Raw genomic sequence first — 16,185 nt, 5'->3', positions numbered from 1 at the left:
GGGCTGCACTGAGAATTTACGCGAACGAAGCCCCGGCTCAYCAGGCTGTGTGGAAACGATTGGAGGCTCCGGGTAACCGGGGCCTCTTTTGCTTCAGGTGCTTTCAGGCTGCGGCGGTTTTGATGTTGATGGCGCGGAGGATGTTGTAGGCGAGGACGGAAAGGGCCATTTCGGTTCTGGTTCCTTTCAGGTTTCTGGTTAGGAACCGTCCGCCTGCCGTCATTCGCTTGATCGTGCCGAAGGGATGCTCGACGGCACATCGCCTGGCTTTCATCATCTCGGGCGTGGCGCGGGCATCCATCCGGTTGAGCGCGTCGTCATCGAGATGGCGTTTGACAAAACGCCGCTCGGCTGTGGTGCAGCGTGGCTTCAGGACGCAGCCGGAACAACCCTGCGAGGCGTAGGTGACATTGCGCTTCTTGCGATGAAGCTGCTTGCGCACCAGCGTCCGGCCCGCCGGGCAGGTGAACGTGTCCGCCTCCGGCTCATAGATGAAGGCGGTGCGGTCGAACAGGGTGCCGTCGCCCTGGTTGTTGATCGAGCGCTGCGAGGGCACGCAGGCGACGATGCCGTCCCGCTCGCAGGCGCTGGCATGCTCGCCGTTGTCGAAGCCCTTGTCGGCCACGACCGTCAGGGTGTCGAGGTCGAGGCTCTCCCTCGTGGCGCTGGCCATCGGATGAAGTTGGCGGCGGTCGGTCGGCTCGTCGGTGACATCGTGATGCACGATCAGGCCCGTGTCGGCGTCGACGGCGGTCTGTACGTTGTAGCAGGGCGGCTTGTGGCCGCTGCCTCCCCGCATCGGACGGGCATCTTCCTCGCCTTCGACAAGCATGTCGCGCTCTTGTGTCTCCAGCTTGCCAGCCATTCGGGCGAGTTCGGCGCGCCTGACGCGAAGGGCAGCGAGCGCGGCGGGAACCGCACCCGGCTCATCGTCGGCCTCGCGCGTGTCAGCCTCGTCCAAACCGGAAAGGTAGGCGGCGATCCTACTGTCGAGACGGGCTTGCTCCTCGGCGATCTCCCGGCGGCCGATCACCTTCTTTGGGCTGGCGGCGGCGCGGAACTTCGAGCCGTCCAGCGCCACGAGACGGGCCGCAAACAGGCCGGCATCCCGGCACACAAGCACGAAAGCCCGGCACGCCCCGATGATGGCGGGGCCGTTGTCGCGGCGGAAATCGGCAATCGTCTTGAAGTCGGGGGCGAGCCGGCGCAGCAGCCACATAGCCTCGACATCGCGCCGGCACGACCGCTCCAGCCGCCGCGACGAGCGGACCTCGTTGAAATAGCCCCAGACATAGAGCTTCAACAGATCGCGAGGGTCATAACCGGGCCGCCCCGTCGACGCCGCAACAGCCCGGACGAAGCCGAGCCCGGAAAGCTCCAGTCCATCGACAAAAGCGTCAACCACACGAACCGAAGCATCCGACGCAACGTAGTCCGCGATCCGCGATGGCAAAAACGACGCTTGATCCCGATCCTCGCCGGCTATGTATCCCATGAAAATGGCCACCCCGTTCCCGAGGCGGCCATCCTAGCCGATTTGCCCGGCTTTCCACACAGCCTGNTGATCCCGATCCTCGCCGGCTATGTATCCCATGAAAATGGCCACCCCGTTCCCGAGGCGGCCATCCTAGCCGATTTGCCCGGCTTTCCACACAGCCTGTTGCGCCGGGGCTCCAATGTCAGCGAGACCAACGTTCGCTTACTTGCTGTCGCGGTTCTTGAGCGCGGTGCCCAGGATGTCGCCGAGCGTCGCACCCGAATCGGAGGAGCCGTACTGCGCGATGGCTTCCTTCTCTTCGGCGACTTCGAGCGCCTTGATCGACACCTGGACCTTGCGGGCCTTCTTGTCGAACTGGATCACGCGGGCATCGACCTTCTCGCCGACGGCGAAGCGCTCGGCGCGCTGGTCGTTGCGGTCACGCGCGAGCTCGGAGCGCTTGATGAAGGTGGTGAAGTCGGTACCGGCGATCTTCACCTCGATACCGCTTTCCTTCACTTCGAGCACTTCGCAGGTCACGACCGCACCCTTCTTGACATCGCCCGGCTCGGCGAAGGGGTCGCCTTCGAGCTGCTTGATGCCGAGCGAGATGCGCTCCTTCTCGACGTCCACGTCGAGCACCACGGCCTTCACCATGTCGCCCTTCTTGTAGTTGTCGATCACCTGCTCGCCCGGAAGCTTCCAGTCGAGGTCGGAGAGGTGGACCATGCCGTCGACGTCGCCTTCGAGACCCAGGAACAGACCGAACTCGGTCTTGTTCTTGACCTCGCCCTCGACCACCGAACCGGTCGGGTGACTTTCGACGAAGACCTCCCAGGGGTTGCGCATGGTCTGCTTGAGGCCGAGCGAGATGCGGCGCTTGACGGAATCGACTTCCAGCACCTGCACATCGACTTCCTGCGAGGTCGACACGATCTTGCCGGGGTGCATGTTCTTCTTGGTCCACGACATCTCGGAGACGTGGATCAGGCCCTCGATGCCTGGCTCGAGCTCGACGAACGCACCGTAGTCGGTGATGTTGGTGACGCGGCCGGTGAAGCGGGCACCCAGCGGGTACTTGGCTTCGATGCCCTGCCACGGATCGTCCAGCAGCTGCTTCATGCCCAGCGAGATGCGGTGCGTCTCGTGGTTGATCTTGATGATCTTGACCTTCACGGTCTGGCCGATTGAGAGCACCTCGGTCGGATGGTTGACGCGGCGCCACGCGATATCGGTCACGTGGAGCAGACCGTCGATGCCGCCGAGGTCGACGAACGCACCGTAATCGGTGATGTTCTTGACCACGCCGTCGATGACCTGACCCTCTTCGAGGTTCTGCACCAGTTCCTGGCGCTGCTCGGCGCGCGTCTCTTCCAGCACCGTGCGGCGGGAGACGACGATGTTGCCGCGGCGGCGGTCCATCTTGAGGATCTGGAACGGCTGCGAATTGTTCATCAGCGGCGCAACGTCGCGGATCGGACGGATGTCGACCTGCGAGCGCGGCAGGAACGCCACGGCACCGTCGAGGTCGACGGTGAAGCCGCCCTTGACCTGGTTGAAGATGACGCCGTTGACCTTCTCGTTATTCTGGAAAGCCTTCTCCAGCTTGCCCCAGCTCTCTTCGCGGCGCGCCTTGTCGCGCGACAGCACGGCCTCGCCGAGGGCGTTCTCGATGCGATCGAGGAACACTTCCACCTCGTCGCCGACCTTGAGGTCGCTTTCACGGCCGGGGCCGGAAAATTCGCGCAGCGCGACACGGCCCTCGGTCTTCAGGCCGACGTCGATGACGGCCATGTCCTTTTCAATTGCAACCACCTTGCCCTTGATGACGGAGCTTTCCTGCAGGTTGCCGCCTGCGAAGGACTCGTCGAGCATCGCGGCGAAATCGTCGCGCGAGGGGCTATAGGTATCAGCAGTAGTCGAAGCCATTTGTTCTCCAGTTGCGGATGTCTTGCCGGCCGTTGGGTTCATGGGCGCATCGCACACGCAGTGTCGGAAGGTCCGCAAAACCTTCGAGCGACCGCTCGTTGCCCCGGCCTTACGACCAGAACAGCGGAAGCGGGCCGGCAGAGGCCCGCGCGTTCGATACGTGGAAATCTTTGTCCGGAGCCTGGATCGCGCCGGTCCCGAAAGCAGGGGACCGAAGGTATCGACCTCAAAGAAGCGGGAGCGGGCACTTCCTCCAATGACGGCTGCGGCTTACCCCCGCGACCGGCCCGCTCGGACGGCCTCGATAATGTCGATGGCGGCCCGGACACCGCCTTCTATATCCAGTTGGGAGTTGTCTAGCAAGTAAGCATCCGGGGCCGGTTTCAAAGGCGCGATCGGCCGGTTCTTGTCGCGCTCGTCGCGCTGGATGATGTCGGCGAGCACGGCGGCCTCGTCCGCCTCCTCGCCCCTGGCCCTGGCTTCCATGGTCCGGCGGCGAGCCCGGACCTTGGGGTCGGCGACGACGAATATCTTCACGTCGGCATGGGGACAGATCACGGTTCCAATGTCACGGCCGTCCAGTACCGCCCCCGGCGGATCGGCAGCGAATTGCCGCTGGAAATTGACCAGCACCTCGCGGACGCGCGGAATCGCGGAGACGATCGAGGCGCCCTCGCCGGCTTTCTGGGTCTTCAGGGCGGGATTGCCGAACTTTTCGGGATCGAGCTGCAAAGCAGCCTGCACCGCAGCCGCCTCGTCATTGAGAGCGTGCCCGGACTGCATCAAGGCATAAGCCACCGCGCGGTAGATCACGCCGGTATCGAGATGACGATAGCCGTAATGCTGGGCGAGTCGCTTGCCGAGCGTCCCCTTGCCCGAGGCTGCCGGCCCGTCGATGGCAATGATCATGAAAACTCGGCCCCTAGCGAACGCATCATCGGAATGAAGTCCGGGAAACTGGTGGCGATGAAGGCGGTGTCGTCGACGCTCACCGGCCGATCGGAGGCACAGCCCATCACCAGCGCGGACATGGCGATGCGATGGTCCATGTGGGTCGCGACAACGCCGCCGCCTGGAACGTGGCCGCGGCCTTCCACGATCAGATCGTCGCCGGCAACCTCGACCTTGACGCCGTTGACGCGGAGCATGTCGGCGGTGGCTTCCAGGCGGTCGGATTCCTTGACGCGCAGCTCCTGCAGGCCGCGCATGATCGTCGTGCCTTCGGCGAAGGACGCCGCCACCGCCAGCACCAGATATTCGTCGATCATCGACGGCGCGCGCTCCGGCGGCACCTCGACGCCGCGCAATTTCGACGCACGCACGCGCAAGCGCGCCATGGGCTCGCCGGCATCGCCGCGCACCTCACTCTCCTCGATCGACGCGCCCATTTCGCGCAGCGTGGTGAACAGGCCGGTGCGCAGCGGATTGGTCATCACGTCCGGCAGCACGACATCGGATCCCTCGACGATCAGCGCCGCGACGACCGGAAAGGCGGCCGAGGAGGGATCGGCCGGCACAACGACGCTGGCGCCATACAGCTCGGGCTGACCCACCAGCGTGATGCGGCGGCCGTGCGGACCTTCCCGCGTTGAGGTGATATCGGCACCAAAATGCTTCAGCATCAGTTCGGTGTGGTCGCGGCTGGCCTCGGTCTCGACCACCGTGGTGGTACCCGGCGCGGCCAGGCCCGCCAGCAGCACGGCCGATTTGATCTGGGCCGAAGCGACCGGGGTCTTGTACACGATCGGCAGCGGATCGCGCGCGCCCTGGAGGGTCAGCGGCAGACGGCCACCCTCGCCGCCGGCGATGACCTTGGCGCCCATCTTTTCGAGAGGATCGAGGATCCGGCGCATCGGGCGGCTGCGCAGTGAGGCGTCGCCATCGAAAACCGCCGAAATCGGGCAGCCCGCGACGGCGCCCATGACCAGGCGGCAGCCAGTGCCGGAGTTGCCGAAATCCAGCGCCGCCTTGGGCTGGGCGAAGCCGCCAACGCCCACGCCGTTCACCTTCCAGGCGAAATCGCCGGTTCGCTCGACCCTGGCGCCCAGCGACTGCATGGATTTCGCCGTGTTGAGGACGTCCTCGCCCTCGAGGAGGCCTGAAATCCTGGTCTCGCCGACCGCGAGCGCGCCAAGGATGAGGGCCCGGTGGGAGATCGACTTGTCCCCGGGCACCCGTGCTGTCCCGGTCAAGGGACCGCTGGCGCGAGACTGGAGCGGCCTCGGTTGGTCGGAATGGGTCAAGATTGCGTCCTTGGATAGGCCCGAAGGCTCGGGGGCAGGTACCACATGGTCCCCGCCCCGTCACGGGCATGTCGTTCTCCTGTAATGCGCTATTGACAGCGGGCCGCCAACTAGCCAAGTGAAGCACCGCTTTTCAGACATTCCCAGGATTCCTGCCGTGGCCAAGTCCGAACTCGGAACCAAACGTATTTGCCCGACCACGGGCAAGAAGTTCTATGACCTCAACAAGAATCCGGTGATCTCGCCCTATACCGGCGAGGTGGTGCCGATCGCCCCGATCGCACCCGCACGCTCGTCCCGCGGCGCCGAGGCCCGCAACATGGCCCAGGACACCACGCCCGAGCCGGCCGAGGCCGAAGAGTTGGTGTCGCTCGAGGAAGCCGATGCCGAGGAGAACACGGGCAAGGTCAAGGCCATCGTGCCCGAATCCGAGGACGACATCGAGGTCGACGAGACCCTCGACGACGACGATGACGACGATTCGACCTTCATTGCCGACGAGGAAGAGGGCGATGAGGACGTGACCGACATCATTGGTGATGTCGGAGGTGATGAAGAGACTTGAGATCGATCCTGATCTGTGAAAAAGGGTGCACCGCGCGAGTCGCCTAGGACTCGGCGGTTGGGGTGATCCACCAGATTCACCTCGTCCAGGGTTAAGGGGCCATAGCTCAGCTGGGAGAGCGCTTGCATGGCATGCAAGAGGTCGGCGGTTCGATCCCGCCTGGCTCCACCACGCTTCGTCCTTCGAGCTACGCCTGGCGCAGCCGCGCGGGGAGCATATCGGAAGTCGCACTCGGGGCGAGCCTTCTCGAAGAAGCGGCTCTGCTAACCCCTACTCCTCGATCACCGCATTCAGCCTGTCCCGCAGCGCGACGATCTCGTCCTTCATCGCCACCAGCTCCGACACCGAGCAATTCGACGCCGCCAAAATCGACTGCGGCACGGCCCGCGCCTTTTCCTTCAGCGCCTGGCCCTGCGGGGTCAGGGAGATCAGCACCTGTCGTTCGTCCTCGCGCGAGCGGGTGCGCTTGACGAGATGGGCGGCCTCGAGCCGCTTGAGCAGCGGCGTCAGCGTGCCCGAATCCAGAAACAGCCTTTCGCCGATCTCCTTGACCGGCACGTCGTCGCGTTCCCACAGCACGAGCATGACCAGATATTGCGGATAGGTCAGGCCGAGCCGGTCGAGGAGCGGCTTGTAGACGCGGTTGAAGGCGTGCGCGGCGGAATAAACCGCGAAGCAGATCTGGTTGTCGAGCCGCAGCGGGGCGTCCGCTGCCGAATGCTTCCGGGCCATGGCGAACCTCACGAGGTTTGACGCCATTGTGGTGCCCGGCGACCGCAGATTCAATTGCGAACAATTAAATGTGAGGCATGGGAATTTCAATTGCGCACAATCTAATTGGAAGCAATATAGGTCGCACTCGCTCCAACACCAGGGAGATCAAGATGTCCGTGAACGTCCTCTACAAGACCAGTGCCAAGGCCACCGGCGGCCGCGACGGCCATGCCGCGACCCTCGACGGCGCGCTCGACGTCAAGCTGACGACGCCGAAGGAGCTCGGCGGCGGTGGCGGCGCCGGCAACAATCCCGAGCAGCTTTTCGCGGCGGGCTATGCCGCCTGCTTCATCGGCGCAATGAAGTTCGTGGCTTCGCAGGGCGGCCCCAAGGTTCCGGCCGATGCCTCGGTCACCTCTACGGTCGGCATCGGCCCGCGCTCCGAAGGCGGTTTCGGCCTCGACATCGACCTCGCCGTCTCGCTGCCGGGTCTTGCCCGCGCCGAGGCCGAGGCACTGGTTCAGAAGGCGCACCAGGTGTGCCCTTACTCCAATGCCACGCGCGGCAACGTCGACGTTCGCCTGACGGTCGTCTGATCACGAGCGGATCGGCTGGCCCGGGATCCCCCTCGGGCTGGCCGCTTCCGTGATTTGCCACGTCACGGGATGACGCGGCGGCGCATACGGCCCCACGCGCGGCGCCATTGCTGGCGCAAAAAAACCTCGCTAGGCCTGTGATCGAACGCCGACACAGGAGAAGCGAAGGCATGAGTTCTGAAGCCGCGGGTTCTGAAGCCGCCCCAGGTGCCATGAGCGGACTGCGCGTCATCGATCTCACGCGCGTGCTCGGCGGACCGTACTGTACCCAGATCCTCGCTGACCACGGCGCCGACGTGATCAAGGTCGAGCCGCCCGCAGGCGACGAGGTGCGCGACTGGGGCCCTCCCTTCCACGAGGAGGACGCGGCCTATTTCATCGGCATCAACCGCAACAAGCGCTCGATCGGCCTCGACCTCGCCTCCGAGGGCGGCCGTGCCGTGCTGCTGAAGATGCTGGAGACCGCCGACGTCCTGATCGAGAATTTCAAGCCGGGCACGCTGGAGAAGTGGGGCATCGGCAACGAGACCTTGCGCGACAAATTCCCGCGCCTCGTGCATTGCCGGATCTGCGGCTTCGGCGCCGACGGCCCGCGCGGCGGCAATCCGGGCTATGACGCCATCATCCAGGCCATGACCGGCATGATCGCCGCGACCGGCTCGCCCGAGAGCGGTCCGATGCGGATTGGCGTGCCCTTGGTCGACATCGGCACCGGGCTCTATGCGGCGATCGGCATCCTGATGGCGCTGTCGGAACGTCAGCGCTCGGGCAAGGGCCAGTTCCTGGAGACGACGCTGTACGAGACCGGCCTTGCCATCATGCATCCGCACACCGCGAACTATTTCATGCATGGGAAGCCGCCGAGCCTCACCGGCAACGAGCACCCGAACCTTGTGCCTTACGCGATCTTCCCGACCAAGACCGACAACATCTTCATCGGCGTCGGAAATGATGGCACCTTCCGCAAGCTCTGCAAGGAGATCGGCAAGCCGGAGCTGGGCACCGATCCGCGCTTTGCGCGCAACAAGGACCGCATCGCCAACCGGGAGGCGCTGCGTGCCGAGCTTGCCGCGGTGTTCAGCCAGCACGAGGCCGAGCCGCTGTGCGATCGCCTGCTCGCTGCGGGCCTGCCCGCAGGTCCCGTCCAGAAGATCGACCAGGCGTTGACCAATCCGCACACGATCTACCGCGGCGATATTATCGAGAAGGACTGGTACAAGGGCGTTGCCTCGCCGATCCGGCTCGACCGCTCAAAGCCGAGCCTGCGCCGCCTGCCGCCCAAGTTCAGCCAGCACTCCCGGGAGGTGCTGGGCGAGTTCGGCTACTCCAAGGCCGAGATCGACGCGATGGTGGCCAAGGGCACGGTCTGCGGCCCCGAGCGCAAGCGTTGAGATAAGACGAGCTTCAATTGCAATGCACGCCCTCTTCCGCTTGCGGGGGAGGGGTTGGGAGAGGTGTCTCCGCAACGGGATAATCTCCCAGAGGACAGAGCCCTCACCCGCGCCTTCGGCGCGACCGCTCCCGCAAGCGGGAGAGGCTTTCGGGCCCGCGGCCTGTTCTTTCGGCGCTCATGATCTGATGCCGCGCTGCGGCGCGGGCACGATAGTGCAGCGCGAACGGGAAAGGCTGCCCGATCCGTCTTCGCCTATTTGACGAGCAGCGCTTGCCGCTTTCGTTTCGGCCGCTTACACAGTCATGTGAACGTCATATGGCGCTGCTAGCGCAAGCGCTTCTTCATTGACGGGCAAGGGAGGTTTTCTTGATGGCTCTTCGACATTTTGGTGCGGCTGCTGCTGTTGCACTCACGGTTGGTTTCGGCGCCTCGCCGGCACTCGCCGTGACCGAAATCCAGTGGTGGCACGCGATGACCGGCGCCAACAACGACGTCATCGTCAAGCTCGCCAACGACTTCAACGCCTCGCAGGGCGATTTCAAGGTGATCCCGACCTACAAGGGCAACTACGCCGACACGATGAACGCCGGCATCGCCGCGTTCCGTGCCGGCAATGCGCCGCACATCATGCAGGTGTTCGAGGTCGGCACCGCCACCATGATGGCCGCGACCGGCGCCGTGAAGCCGGTCTACAAGCTGATGGCCGAGACCGGCGAGAAGTTCGATCCCAAGGCCTATCTGCCCGCGATCACCGGCTATTATTCGACCTCGAAGGGCGAGATGCTGTCCTTCCCCTTCAACTCGTCGTCGACGGTGATGTGGGTCAATCTCGACGCGCTGAAGAAGGCCAATGTCGAGATCCCGAAGACCTGGCCCGAAGTGTTCGACGCGGCCAAGAAGCTGAAGGCGGCCGGCCACGCGACGTGCGGCTTCTCCAACTCCTGGGTCACCTGGGTCAATCTCGAGCAGCTCTCCGCCTGGCACAACGTGCCGCTGTCGACCAAAGCCAACGGCCTCGACGGCTTCGATACCGTGCTCTCGTTCAACGGACCGCTCCAGGTCAAGCATCTGGAGAACCTCGTCGAGCTCCAGAAGGACAAGACCTACGACTATGCCGGCCGGACCAACACCGGCGAAGGCCGCTTCACGTCGGGCGAATGCCCCCTCTACCTGACCTCGTCGGCGTTCTTCGGCAACGTCAAGGCGCAGGCCAAGTTCGCCTTCACCGCGGTGCCGATGCCCTACTATCCCGACGTGAAGGGCGCACCGCAGAATTCGATCATCGGCGGCGCCTCGCTCTGGATCATGGGTGGCAAGTCGGCCGAGGAGTACAAGGGTGTAGCGAAGTTCCTGACCTTCCTGTCCGATACGGATCGCCAGGTCTATATCCACAAATCGTCGGGCTATCTGCCGATCACCAAGGCGGCCTATGAGAAGGCCAAGGCGGAAGGCTTCTACAAGGATCAGCCTTATCTCGAGACCCCGCTGCTCGAGCTGACCAACAAGGAGCCGACCGAGAACTCGCGCGGCCTGCGCCTCGGCAACATGGTGCAGCTCCGCGACGTCTGGTCGGAAGAGATCGAGCAGGCCCTGGCCGGCAAGAAGACCGCCAAGCAGGCGCTGGATTCGGCCGTGGAGCGCGGCAACACCATGCTGCGCCAGTTCGAAAAGACCGCCGTCAAGTAAGGCGACAAGCGGCAGGCCGGTCAGCCGGCCTGCCGCTCCCGCGGGCATCATGCAAAAGCAAGCCATTTTCCAGTCGAAGCTATTGCCCTACGCGCTGGTTGCACCGCAGCTCGCGATCGTCCTGGTTTTCTTCTACTGGCCGGCCTTGCAGGCGATGATCCAGTCGTTCCTGCTCCAGGATGCCTTCGGCCTTTCGACCAGCTTCGTCTGGTTCGAAAATTACATCGATCTGTTCAAGGAGCCCGCCTATTTCGAGGCGATCCTGCGCACCTTCTTCTTCTCGTTTGCGATCGCGGTGTCGTCGCTGTCTTTTGCGCTGCTGCTCGCGGTGATGGCGGACAAGCCGCTGCGCGGCTCGATGCTCTACCGCACACTCCTGATCTGGCCCTATGCGGTGGCTCCGCCGGTCGTCGGCGTGCTCTGGATCTTCATGCTGCATCCCTCGCTCGGCGTGCTCTCGCGCTATCTGCGCGCGCTCGGCGTCGACTGGAATCCGCTGCTCGACGGCGACCAGGCCGCAGCGCTGATCATCCTCGCCGCCGCCTGGAAGCAGATCTCCTACAATTTCCTGTTCTTCCTCGCCGGCCTGCAGAGCATCCCCAAAAGCGTGCTCGAAGCCGCCGCGATCGACGGCGCCCGGCCGATGCGGCGGTTCTGGACCGTGACGTTCCCGCTGCTGTCGCCGACCATCTTCTTCCTCCTGGTCGTCAACATCGTCTACGCCTTCTTCGACACGTTCGGCATCATCGACACCATGACCCGCGGCGGTCCCGGCAAGTCGACGGAGACGCTGGTCTACAAGGTCTATACCGACGGCCTGCTCGGCGGAAACCTCGGCAGCTCGGCTGCGCAATCGGTGATCCTGATGATCATGGTCATCGTGCTGACCGGAATCCAGTTCCGCTTCGTCGAACGCAAGGTGACCTACTGATGGTCGAGGAAGAAGGCTTCCGGCGCTACATCGCCCACATCATCCTCTGGATCGGGATCGCGATCGTCGCCTTCCCGGTCTATCTCGCAATCATCGCGTCGTCCCAGGACAACGCGGTGATCGCGAACGGCCAGATGTCGCTGCTGCCCGGCGGTCATTTCTTCGAGACCTACTACCAGACGATCTTCGTCGGCACGAGCGGCTCGACCCGCGAGCCGGTCGGCAACATGATGCTGAACTCGCTGGTGATGGCGCTCCTGATCGCGATCGGCAAGATCGCGATCTCGATCATCTCGGCCTATGCGATCGTGTATTTCCGCTTTCCGTTCCGGATGGCGATCTTCTGGCTGATCTTCATCACGCTGATGCTGCCGGTCGAGGTGCGCATCTATCCGACCTACAAGATCGTCGCCGATCTGCACATGCTCGACAGCTATGCCGGCCTGTCGCTCCCGCTGATCGCATCCGCCACCGCGACGCTGCTGTTCCGCCAGTTCTTCATGACCGTGCCGGACGAATTGCTGGAGGCCTCGCGCATCGACGGCGCAGGCCCCTTCCGCTTCTTCTGGGATACGCTGCTGCCGCTGTCGCGCACCAACATGGCGGCGCTGTTCGTGATCCTGTTCATCCTCGGCTGGAATCAATATCTCTGGCCGCTGCTGATCACGACGCGCGACGACATGCAGACGATCCAGATCGGCATCCGCAAGATGATCACCACCACCGACGCGCTGACCGAATGGCCGATCGTGATGGCAACCGCCGTGCTGGCCATGCTGCCGCCGGTGTTCGTCGTCGTCGTCATGCAGAAGCTGTTCGTGCGCGGCCTGGTCGAGACTGAAAAGTGAGAGGGGCGAATAGTGAGTAGCGAATGGCGAATCGTACGCCGACGATCGAACGGGCGTTGCATTCCAAGCAGATCAACTACTCGCCACTCACGATCCGCCACTCGCCCGAGCGGAGCTCGCAATGGCTAACGTCACCCTGCGCAACGTCCGCAAGACCTATCCCGGCGGCTTCGAGGCCATCAAGGGCGTCGACGTCGATGTCGGCGACGGACAATTCTGCGTGCTGGTCGGTCCCTCCGGCTGCGGCAAGTCCACGCTCCTGCGCATGGTCGCGGGCCTCGAGACCGTCACCGGCGGCGAGATCGACATCGGCGGCCGTGTCGTCAACGGAATCGAACCCGCCGATCGCGATATCGCGATGGTGTTCCAGAACTACGCGCTCTATCCGCATATGAGCGTCTACAACAACATGGCCTATGGCCTGCGCAACCGCGGCATGGCCGAAGCCGAGATCAAGACCCGCGTCGAGGAAGCCGCGCGCGTGCTCGAGCTCTCCGCGATGCTGGACCGCAAGCCGCGCCAGCTCTCCGGCGGTCAGCGCCAGCGCGTCGCCATGGGTCGCGCCATCGTGCGCCAGCCGAAGGTATTCCTGTTCGACGAGCCGCTCTCCAACCTCGACGCCAAGCTGCGCATCGCGATGCGCGTCGAGATCCGCAGACTGCAGCGCCGACTCAACACCACGTCGATCTACGTCACCCATGACCAGCTCGAGGCGATGACGCTCGCCGACATTCTCGTCGTGATGAACGGGGGGCAGGTCGAGCAGGTCGGTAATCCCCTGGCGATCTACGAAAAGCCGGCGACCACCTTCGTCGCCTCCTTCATCGGCGCACCGCCGATGAACTTGATGTCGACGCGTCCCGAGGAGATCCGGTCGCAGCTGGCGGGCAGCGCGGCGGCCGACGCCGGCGTCCTCGGCATCCGCCCGGAGGATTTCGTCATCACCGACCAGACCCCGGACGGCGGCGTCGCGCTGCCGCTCACCGTGGAAGCGATCGAGCGCGTCGGCGCGGAAACCTTCGTCTACGGCTCCCGTGAGCAGGAGGAGAAGCACGTCGCCGCCACCCCCGGCGAGCTGCCGCCCGGCGAGATCATCGTCCGCATTCCCGGAACCGAAGCCCCCGCGATCGGCGCGAGGATCCGCGTCGCCGCACGACCGGCGAAGCTGCATCTGTTCAGCGGCGACGGGCGCAAGCGGCTCGAGGCCTGAGGGGTTCCGGCCCCCGACAACCCGAGCGCAAAAACAACCCCATGCACAGTAGAAGACGCCATGTTTTCGCTGGGGTATTCGCCCGCAACTTCGTCGTGCCCGGGCTTGTCCCGGGCATGACGTCCGGCAGCACCTGACGGCCGGGCGACCATCCACAGCCCCCCGCTACGTGCTTGAACCCACAGCAGAACGTGCCCATATTGCTGGGCAAGGGGTGCCACTACGGGCCCCGACACACCAAAGTCGCTTCCGCGAGGACTTTGTAAACTATGTCTCGTGTTCCAACGCTCTCCAGCCCCTTCCTGCTGGGCTTCGACGAGATCGAGCGCGTGCTCGACCGCGTCGTCAAAGGCGCCGACGGCTACCCTCCCTACAATATCGAGAGGTGTGACCGCACGGACGGCCAGCCCGAGCGTTTGCGCATCACGCTGGCGGTTGCCGGATTCACCCGCGACCAACTCGATGTAACCATTGAGGAAAACCAGCTCGTGATCCGCGGGCGGCAGCAGGACGACAAGACCCGGCAATACATCCATCGCGGCATCGCCGCGCGCCACTTCCAGCGCACCTTCGTGCTGGCGGAAGGGATGCTGGTGCTGGGTGCGGATCTGAAGAACGGGTTGTTGTCGATCGATCTGGCCCGGCCTGAGCCGGAGAGGATCGTTAAGACAATCGCTATCAATGAGCACGAATAATGGAACGAGTAGCGGACTCGACCGCTTAGTGTTCCAGAGGAGTCGAGACCATGAGTGAAGGTCACGTTGCGTTCGAATACGAAGCCAAGAACGTCTCTCCGGAGACGCTGGCAACTCTGGGCGAAGGCCATATCGCCTATGTGAAGCAGATCCGCTCCGAAGACGTGCCGGGCCTGTTTCCGGAGGCGCCGAAAATCGCGCCGGGCCTCAAGCTGTTCGCGCTTCATGCCGCCGACGGCACGCCGATCATGCTGACCGACAGCCGCGAAGCCGCGGTCGCCAACGCCTGGAGCAACGAGCTGCAAGCCGTCAGCGTGCACTGAGCACGCGCGTCGTACGAAGAGAGTTTTGAGCGGGCATGCCTTCGAGCGAAGGCGTGCCCGTTTTCATTTTGAGTGATGATATGCGCATCATCATTCGGAGCCGACGGGTTCGCGCAAAGCGCGGCCGATGAGGCTTCGAGACGCAATCCAGATCCTCGCGCGGAGGGACTCTGGATTGCTTCGTCGCAAGGCTCCTCGCAATGACGGTGTCGAGAGCTAGGCACGAAAGGCGGATGTTGCCGCAGTTGCGCCTCGCGATGAGGCTCAGGCCGCCGTCGCCGGCGGCAGCGCCAGCACCGAATAGATCGCCTGGGCATCGCGCGAGGCGCGGAGCTTCTTGGCGATGTCCTGGTCGCGCAAGAGGCGGGCGATGCGGGCGAGCGCCTTCAAATGATCGGCGCCGGCGCCTTCGGGCGCGAGCAGCAGGAAGACGAGATCGACCGGCTGGCCGTCCATCGCCTCGAAATCGATCGGGCGATCGAGGCGCGCGAACAGGCCGAAGATCTTTTCCAGCTTGGGCAGCTTGCCGTGCGGAATGGCGACGCCATAGCCGACCGCGGTCGTGCCGAGCTTCTCCCGTTGCAGCAACACCTCGAACACGGAGCGCTCGTTCTGCCCGGTCAGCTCGGCGGCCTTGGCGGCGAGCTCCTGCAGGGCCTGCTTCTTGCTGTTGACCTTCAATGCCGGGAGAATCGCCTCGGGTGCGACCAGATCGGTAATCGGCATGGAGGGTTTCCGAGGTGAATGAAGCCGTCAGGTTCCGAATTGGCCCGCTTGATAGACCAAGCTGAGCCGGCGTCAATAACATGAAGCAGGAGGCGGACTTAGCCCAAGTCCCGTTAGGTCCTGATGTGGGGGGCTTCTACTCCAACGCAATCCCGGTGCCAACTCCCGCGTGCGGCTTTGCCACGGCCATTGTTAAGGGCCGGAATGGTACGGGTGCCGGTCCCCCGGCCTAACCGTCCGACTTGCCGTCGACCTTGGCTTCCGGCGGATCAATCCAGCCGACATTGCCGTCCGCGCGGCGGTAAATGATGTTCACCCGGCCGGACGAACCATGCTGGAATACCAGGCACGGAGCTCCGCTGAGGTCGAGTTCCATCACTGCCTCGCTGACCGAGAGCCGCTTCAGCGAGGTGGTTTGCTCGGCGATGATGACGGGGCTGTAGCCGGTGACTTCCTCCTCGTCCTCTCCGGGCGCTTCCAGCACATAGCTGGTGGCGTCGAGTGCAGCCATCGCCTCGGAGGCGGCATGGGCCTTGCGGGCGGAGCGGTCCTTGAGGCGGTTCTTGTAGCGACGCAGCCGCCTCTCGATCATCACCAGCGCCTGGTCGGCACTGGCATAGGCATCCGGCGCGTTCGAATCAGCTTCCAGCGTAATTCCGGAATCGAGATGCAGCGCGCAATCGGTGCGAAAGCCGAAGCCGTCCTTGCTGAGCGTGATGTGGCCGGAATAATTGCCGTCGAAATATTTGCGCAGCACCTCTTCGGTGCGCTCGGCAACGCGGCCGCGCAGGGCCTCGCCGACGCTGATGCTCTTTCCCGAAACCCGGAGAGTCATTTGATGCCTCGCTT

16 protein-coding genes and 1 tRNA gene are annotated in these 16,185 nt (G+C 64.1%); 10 read left to right on the top strand and 7 right to left on the bottom strand.

Annotated features, from left to right (window positions below; translation table 11 throughout):
- Window positions 1-103: 103 nt before the first annotated feature.
- The 4 genes from ASG57_RS31265 to aroA all read right to left on the bottom strand — a co-directional run bounded on the left by ASG57_RS31265 (window position 104) and on the right by aroA (window position 5,649).
- A complete protein-coding gene (locus ASG57_RS31265) occupies window positions 104-1,495 on the bottom strand; it encodes an IS1182 family transposase (RefSeq protein WP_057198812.1) in 1,392 nt (463 codons plus the stop codon).
- A gap of 204 nt (window positions 1,496-1,699) precedes the next feature.
- Complete coding sequence (rpsA, locus tag ASG57_RS31260) at window positions 1,700-3,406, bottom strand: 30S ribosomal protein S1 (protein WP_024338601.1); 1,707 nt, start codon at window positions 3,404-3,406, stop codon at window positions 1,700-1,702.
- Between the two features lie 270 nt (window positions 3,407-3,676).
- Window positions 3,677-4,315, bottom strand: a complete 639-nt coding sequence (gene cmk, locus ASG57_RS31255) for a (d)CMP kinase (RefSeq protein WP_057198811.1) — start codon at window positions 4,313-4,315, stop codon at window positions 3,677-3,679.
- Complete coding sequence (aroA, locus tag ASG57_RS31250; RefSeq protein WP_024338603.1) at window positions 4,312-5,649, bottom strand: 3-phosphoshikimate 1-carboxyvinyltransferase; 1,338 nt, start codon at window positions 5,647-5,649, stop codon at window positions 4,312-4,314. Before aroA ends, cmk begins: the two co-directional genes overlap by 4 nt.
- A gap of 157 nt (window positions 5,650-5,806) precedes the next feature.
- Here aroA and ASG57_RS31245 point away from each other — a divergent pair, with 157 nt between their 5' ends.
- Together ASG57_RS31245 and ASG57_RS31240 are read left to right on the top strand one after the other, a co-directional pair.
- Window positions 5,807-6,214, top strand: a complete 408-nt coding sequence (locus ASG57_RS31245) for a TIGR02300 family protein (protein ID WP_057198810.1) — start codon at window positions 5,807-5,809, stop codon at window positions 6,212-6,214.
- 95 nt (window positions 6,215-6,309) lie between these two features.
- Window positions 6,310-6,385: transfer RNA gene (locus tag ASG57_RS31240), tRNA-Ala, on the top strand.
- 99 nt (window positions 6,386-6,484) lie between these two features.
- On the opposite strand, the gene ASG57_RS31235 is transcribed toward ASG57_RS31240, so the two are convergent.
- Entirely contained in the window at window positions 6,485-6,946 is a 462-nt protein-coding gene (locus ASG57_RS31235) for a MarR family winged helix-turn-helix transcriptional regulator (protein WP_024338605.1), read from the bottom strand.
- A 152-nt stretch (window positions 6,947-7,098) separates the two neighbouring features.
- Between ASG57_RS31235 and ASG57_RS31230 the strand changes: the two genes are divergently transcribed.
- The 8 genes from ASG57_RS31230 to ASG57_RS31195 all read left to right on the top strand — a co-directional run bounded on the left by ASG57_RS31230 (window position 7,099) and on the right by ASG57_RS31195 (window position 14,610).
- Window positions 7,099-7,524 (top strand): organic hydroperoxide resistance protein, encoded by a 426-nt coding sequence (locus tag ASG57_RS31230; RefSeq protein WP_024338606.1) that lies wholly within the window; start codon window positions 7,099-7,101, stop codon window positions 7,522-7,524.
- A 170-nt stretch (window positions 7,525-7,694) separates the two neighbouring features.
- Window positions 7,695-8,915, top strand: coding sequence for a CaiB/BaiF CoA transferase family protein (locus ASG57_RS31225; protein ID WP_035698016.1), 1,221 nt, complete (start codon window positions 7,695-7,697; stop codon window positions 8,913-8,915).
- Between the two features lie 371 nt (window positions 8,916-9,286).
- Window positions 9,287-10,603 (top strand): sn-glycerol-3-phosphate ABC transporter substrate-binding protein UgpB, encoded by a 1,317-nt coding sequence (ugpB, locus tag ASG57_RS31220; protein WP_024338608.1) that lies wholly within the window; start codon window positions 9,287-9,289, stop codon window positions 10,601-10,603.
- 49 nt (window positions 10,604-10,652) lie between these two features.
- Entirely contained in the window at window positions 10,653-11,534 is an 882-nt protein-coding gene (gene ugpA, locus ASG57_RS31215) for a sn-glycerol-3-phosphate ABC transporter permease UgpA (protein WP_024338609.1), read from the top strand.
- On the top strand, window positions 11,534-12,382 hold the full coding sequence (gene ugpE / locus ASG57_RS31210) for a sn-glycerol-3-phosphate ABC transporter permease UgpE (protein ID WP_024338610.1): 849 nt from the start codon (window positions 11,534-11,536) through the stop codon (window positions 12,380-12,382). The genes ugpA and ugpE overlap by 1 nt, the downstream gene beginning before the upstream one ends.
- A 121-nt stretch (window positions 12,383-12,503) precedes the next feature.
- Window positions 12,504-13,592: a sn-glycerol-3-phosphate import ATP-binding protein UgpC gene (locus ASG57_RS31205; protein WP_024338611.1), complete on the top strand. Its 1,089-nt coding sequence runs from the start codon at window positions 12,504-12,506 to the stop codon at window positions 13,590-13,592.
- 269 nt (window positions 13,593-13,861) lie between these two features.
- The gene (locus tag ASG57_RS31200) at window positions 13,862-14,287 is read left to right on the top strand and encodes an Hsp20 family protein (RefSeq protein WP_024338612.1); all 426 of its coding nucleotides are present in this window, start codon (window positions 13,862-13,864) and stop codon (window positions 14,285-14,287) included.
- 50 nt (window positions 14,288-14,337) lie between these two features.
- Window positions 14,338-14,610: a BQ00720 family protein gene (locus ASG57_RS31195; RefSeq protein ID WP_011083553.1), complete on the top strand. Its 273-nt coding sequence runs from the start codon at window positions 14,338-14,340 to the stop codon at window positions 14,608-14,610.
- Between the two features lie 264 nt (window positions 14,611-14,874).
- Here the strand turns inward: ASG57_RS31195 and ptsN are convergent, their stop codons facing one another.
- On the bottom strand, window positions 14,875-15,336 hold the full coding sequence (gene ptsN / locus ASG57_RS31190; protein WP_008141251.1) for a PTS IIA-like nitrogen regulatory protein PtsN: 462 nt from the start codon (window positions 15,334-15,336) through the stop codon (window positions 14,875-14,877).
- 229 nt (window positions 15,337-15,565) lie between these two features.
- Window positions 15,566-16,171: a ribosome hibernation-promoting factor, HPF/YfiA family gene (gene hpf, locus ASG57_RS31185; RefSeq protein ID WP_024338613.1), complete on the bottom strand. Its 606-nt coding sequence runs from the start codon at window positions 16,169-16,171 to the stop codon at window positions 15,566-15,568.
- Window positions 16,172-16,185 lie beyond the last annotated feature (14 nt).

The sequence above is a fragment of the Bradyrhizobium sp. Leaf396 genome (assembly GCF_001424605.1).
Taxonomy (GTDB): Bacteria; Pseudomonadota; Alphaproteobacteria; order Rhizobiales; family Xanthobacteraceae; genus Bradyrhizobium; species Bradyrhizobium japonicum_C.
The sequence above is the reverse complement of the archived record's forward strand: the minus strand, read 5'-3'. Positions and strand labels throughout refer to the sequence as shown.

What these genes read in the sequence shown, in the direction of transcription:
- cmk (WP_057198811.1), bottom strand. Translation starts at nt 4,315, where the DNA reads ATGATCATTGCCATCGACGGGCCGGCAGCCTCGGGCAAGGGGACGCTC.
- ASG57_RS31225 (WP_035698016.1), top strand. Translation starts at nt 7,695, where the DNA reads ATGAGTTCTGAAGCCGCGGGTTCTGAAGCCGCCCCAGGTGCCATGAGC.
- ASG57_RS31230 (WP_024338606.1), top strand. Translation starts at nt 7,099, where the DNA reads ATGTCCGTGAACGTCCTCTACAAGACCAGTGCCAAGGCCACCGGCGGC.
- ptsN (WP_008141251.1), bottom strand. Translation starts at nt 15,336, where the DNA reads ATGCCGATTACCGATCTGGTCGCACCCGAGGCGATTCTCCCGGCATTG.
- ASG57_RS31205 (WP_024338611.1), top strand. Translation starts at nt 12,504, where the DNA reads ATGGCTAACGTCACCCTGCGCAACGTCCGCAAGACCTATCCCGGCGGC.
- ASG57_RS31200 (WP_024338612.1), top strand. Translation starts at nt 13,862, where the DNA reads ATGTCTCGTGTTCCAACGCTCTCCAGCCCCTTCCTGCTGGGCTTCGAC.
- ASG57_RS31195 (WP_011083553.1), top strand. Translation starts at nt 14,338, where the DNA reads ATGAGTGAAGGTCACGTTGCGTTCGAATACGAAGCCAAGAACGTCTCT.
- ASG57_RS31265 (WP_057198812.1), bottom strand. Translation starts at nt 1,495, where the DNA reads ATGGGATACATAGCCGGCGAGGATCGGGATCAAGCGTCGTTTTTGCCA.
- ugpA (WP_024338609.1), top strand. Translation starts at nt 10,653, where the DNA reads ATGCAAAAGCAAGCCATTTTCCAGTCGAAGCTATTGCCCTACGCGCTG.
- ugpE (WP_024338610.1), top strand. Translation starts at nt 11,534, where the DNA reads ATGGTCGAGGAAGAAGGCTTCCGGCGCTACATCGCCCACATCATCCTC.
- ugpB (WP_024338608.1), top strand. Translation starts at nt 9,287, where the DNA reads ATGGCTCTTCGACATTTTGGTGCGGCTGCTGCTGTTGCACTCACGGTT.
- ASG57_RS31235 (WP_024338605.1), bottom strand. Translation starts at nt 6,946, where the DNA reads ATGGCCCGGAAGCATTCGGCAGCGGACGCCCCGCTGCGGCTCGACAAC.
- rpsA (WP_024338601.1), bottom strand. Translation starts at nt 3,406, where the DNA reads ATGGCTTCGACTACTGCTGATACCTATAGCCCCTCGCGCGACGATTTC.
- hpf (WP_024338613.1), bottom strand. Translation starts at nt 16,171, where the DNA reads ATGACTCTCCGGGTTTCGGGAAAGAGCATCAGCGTCGGCGAGGCCCTG.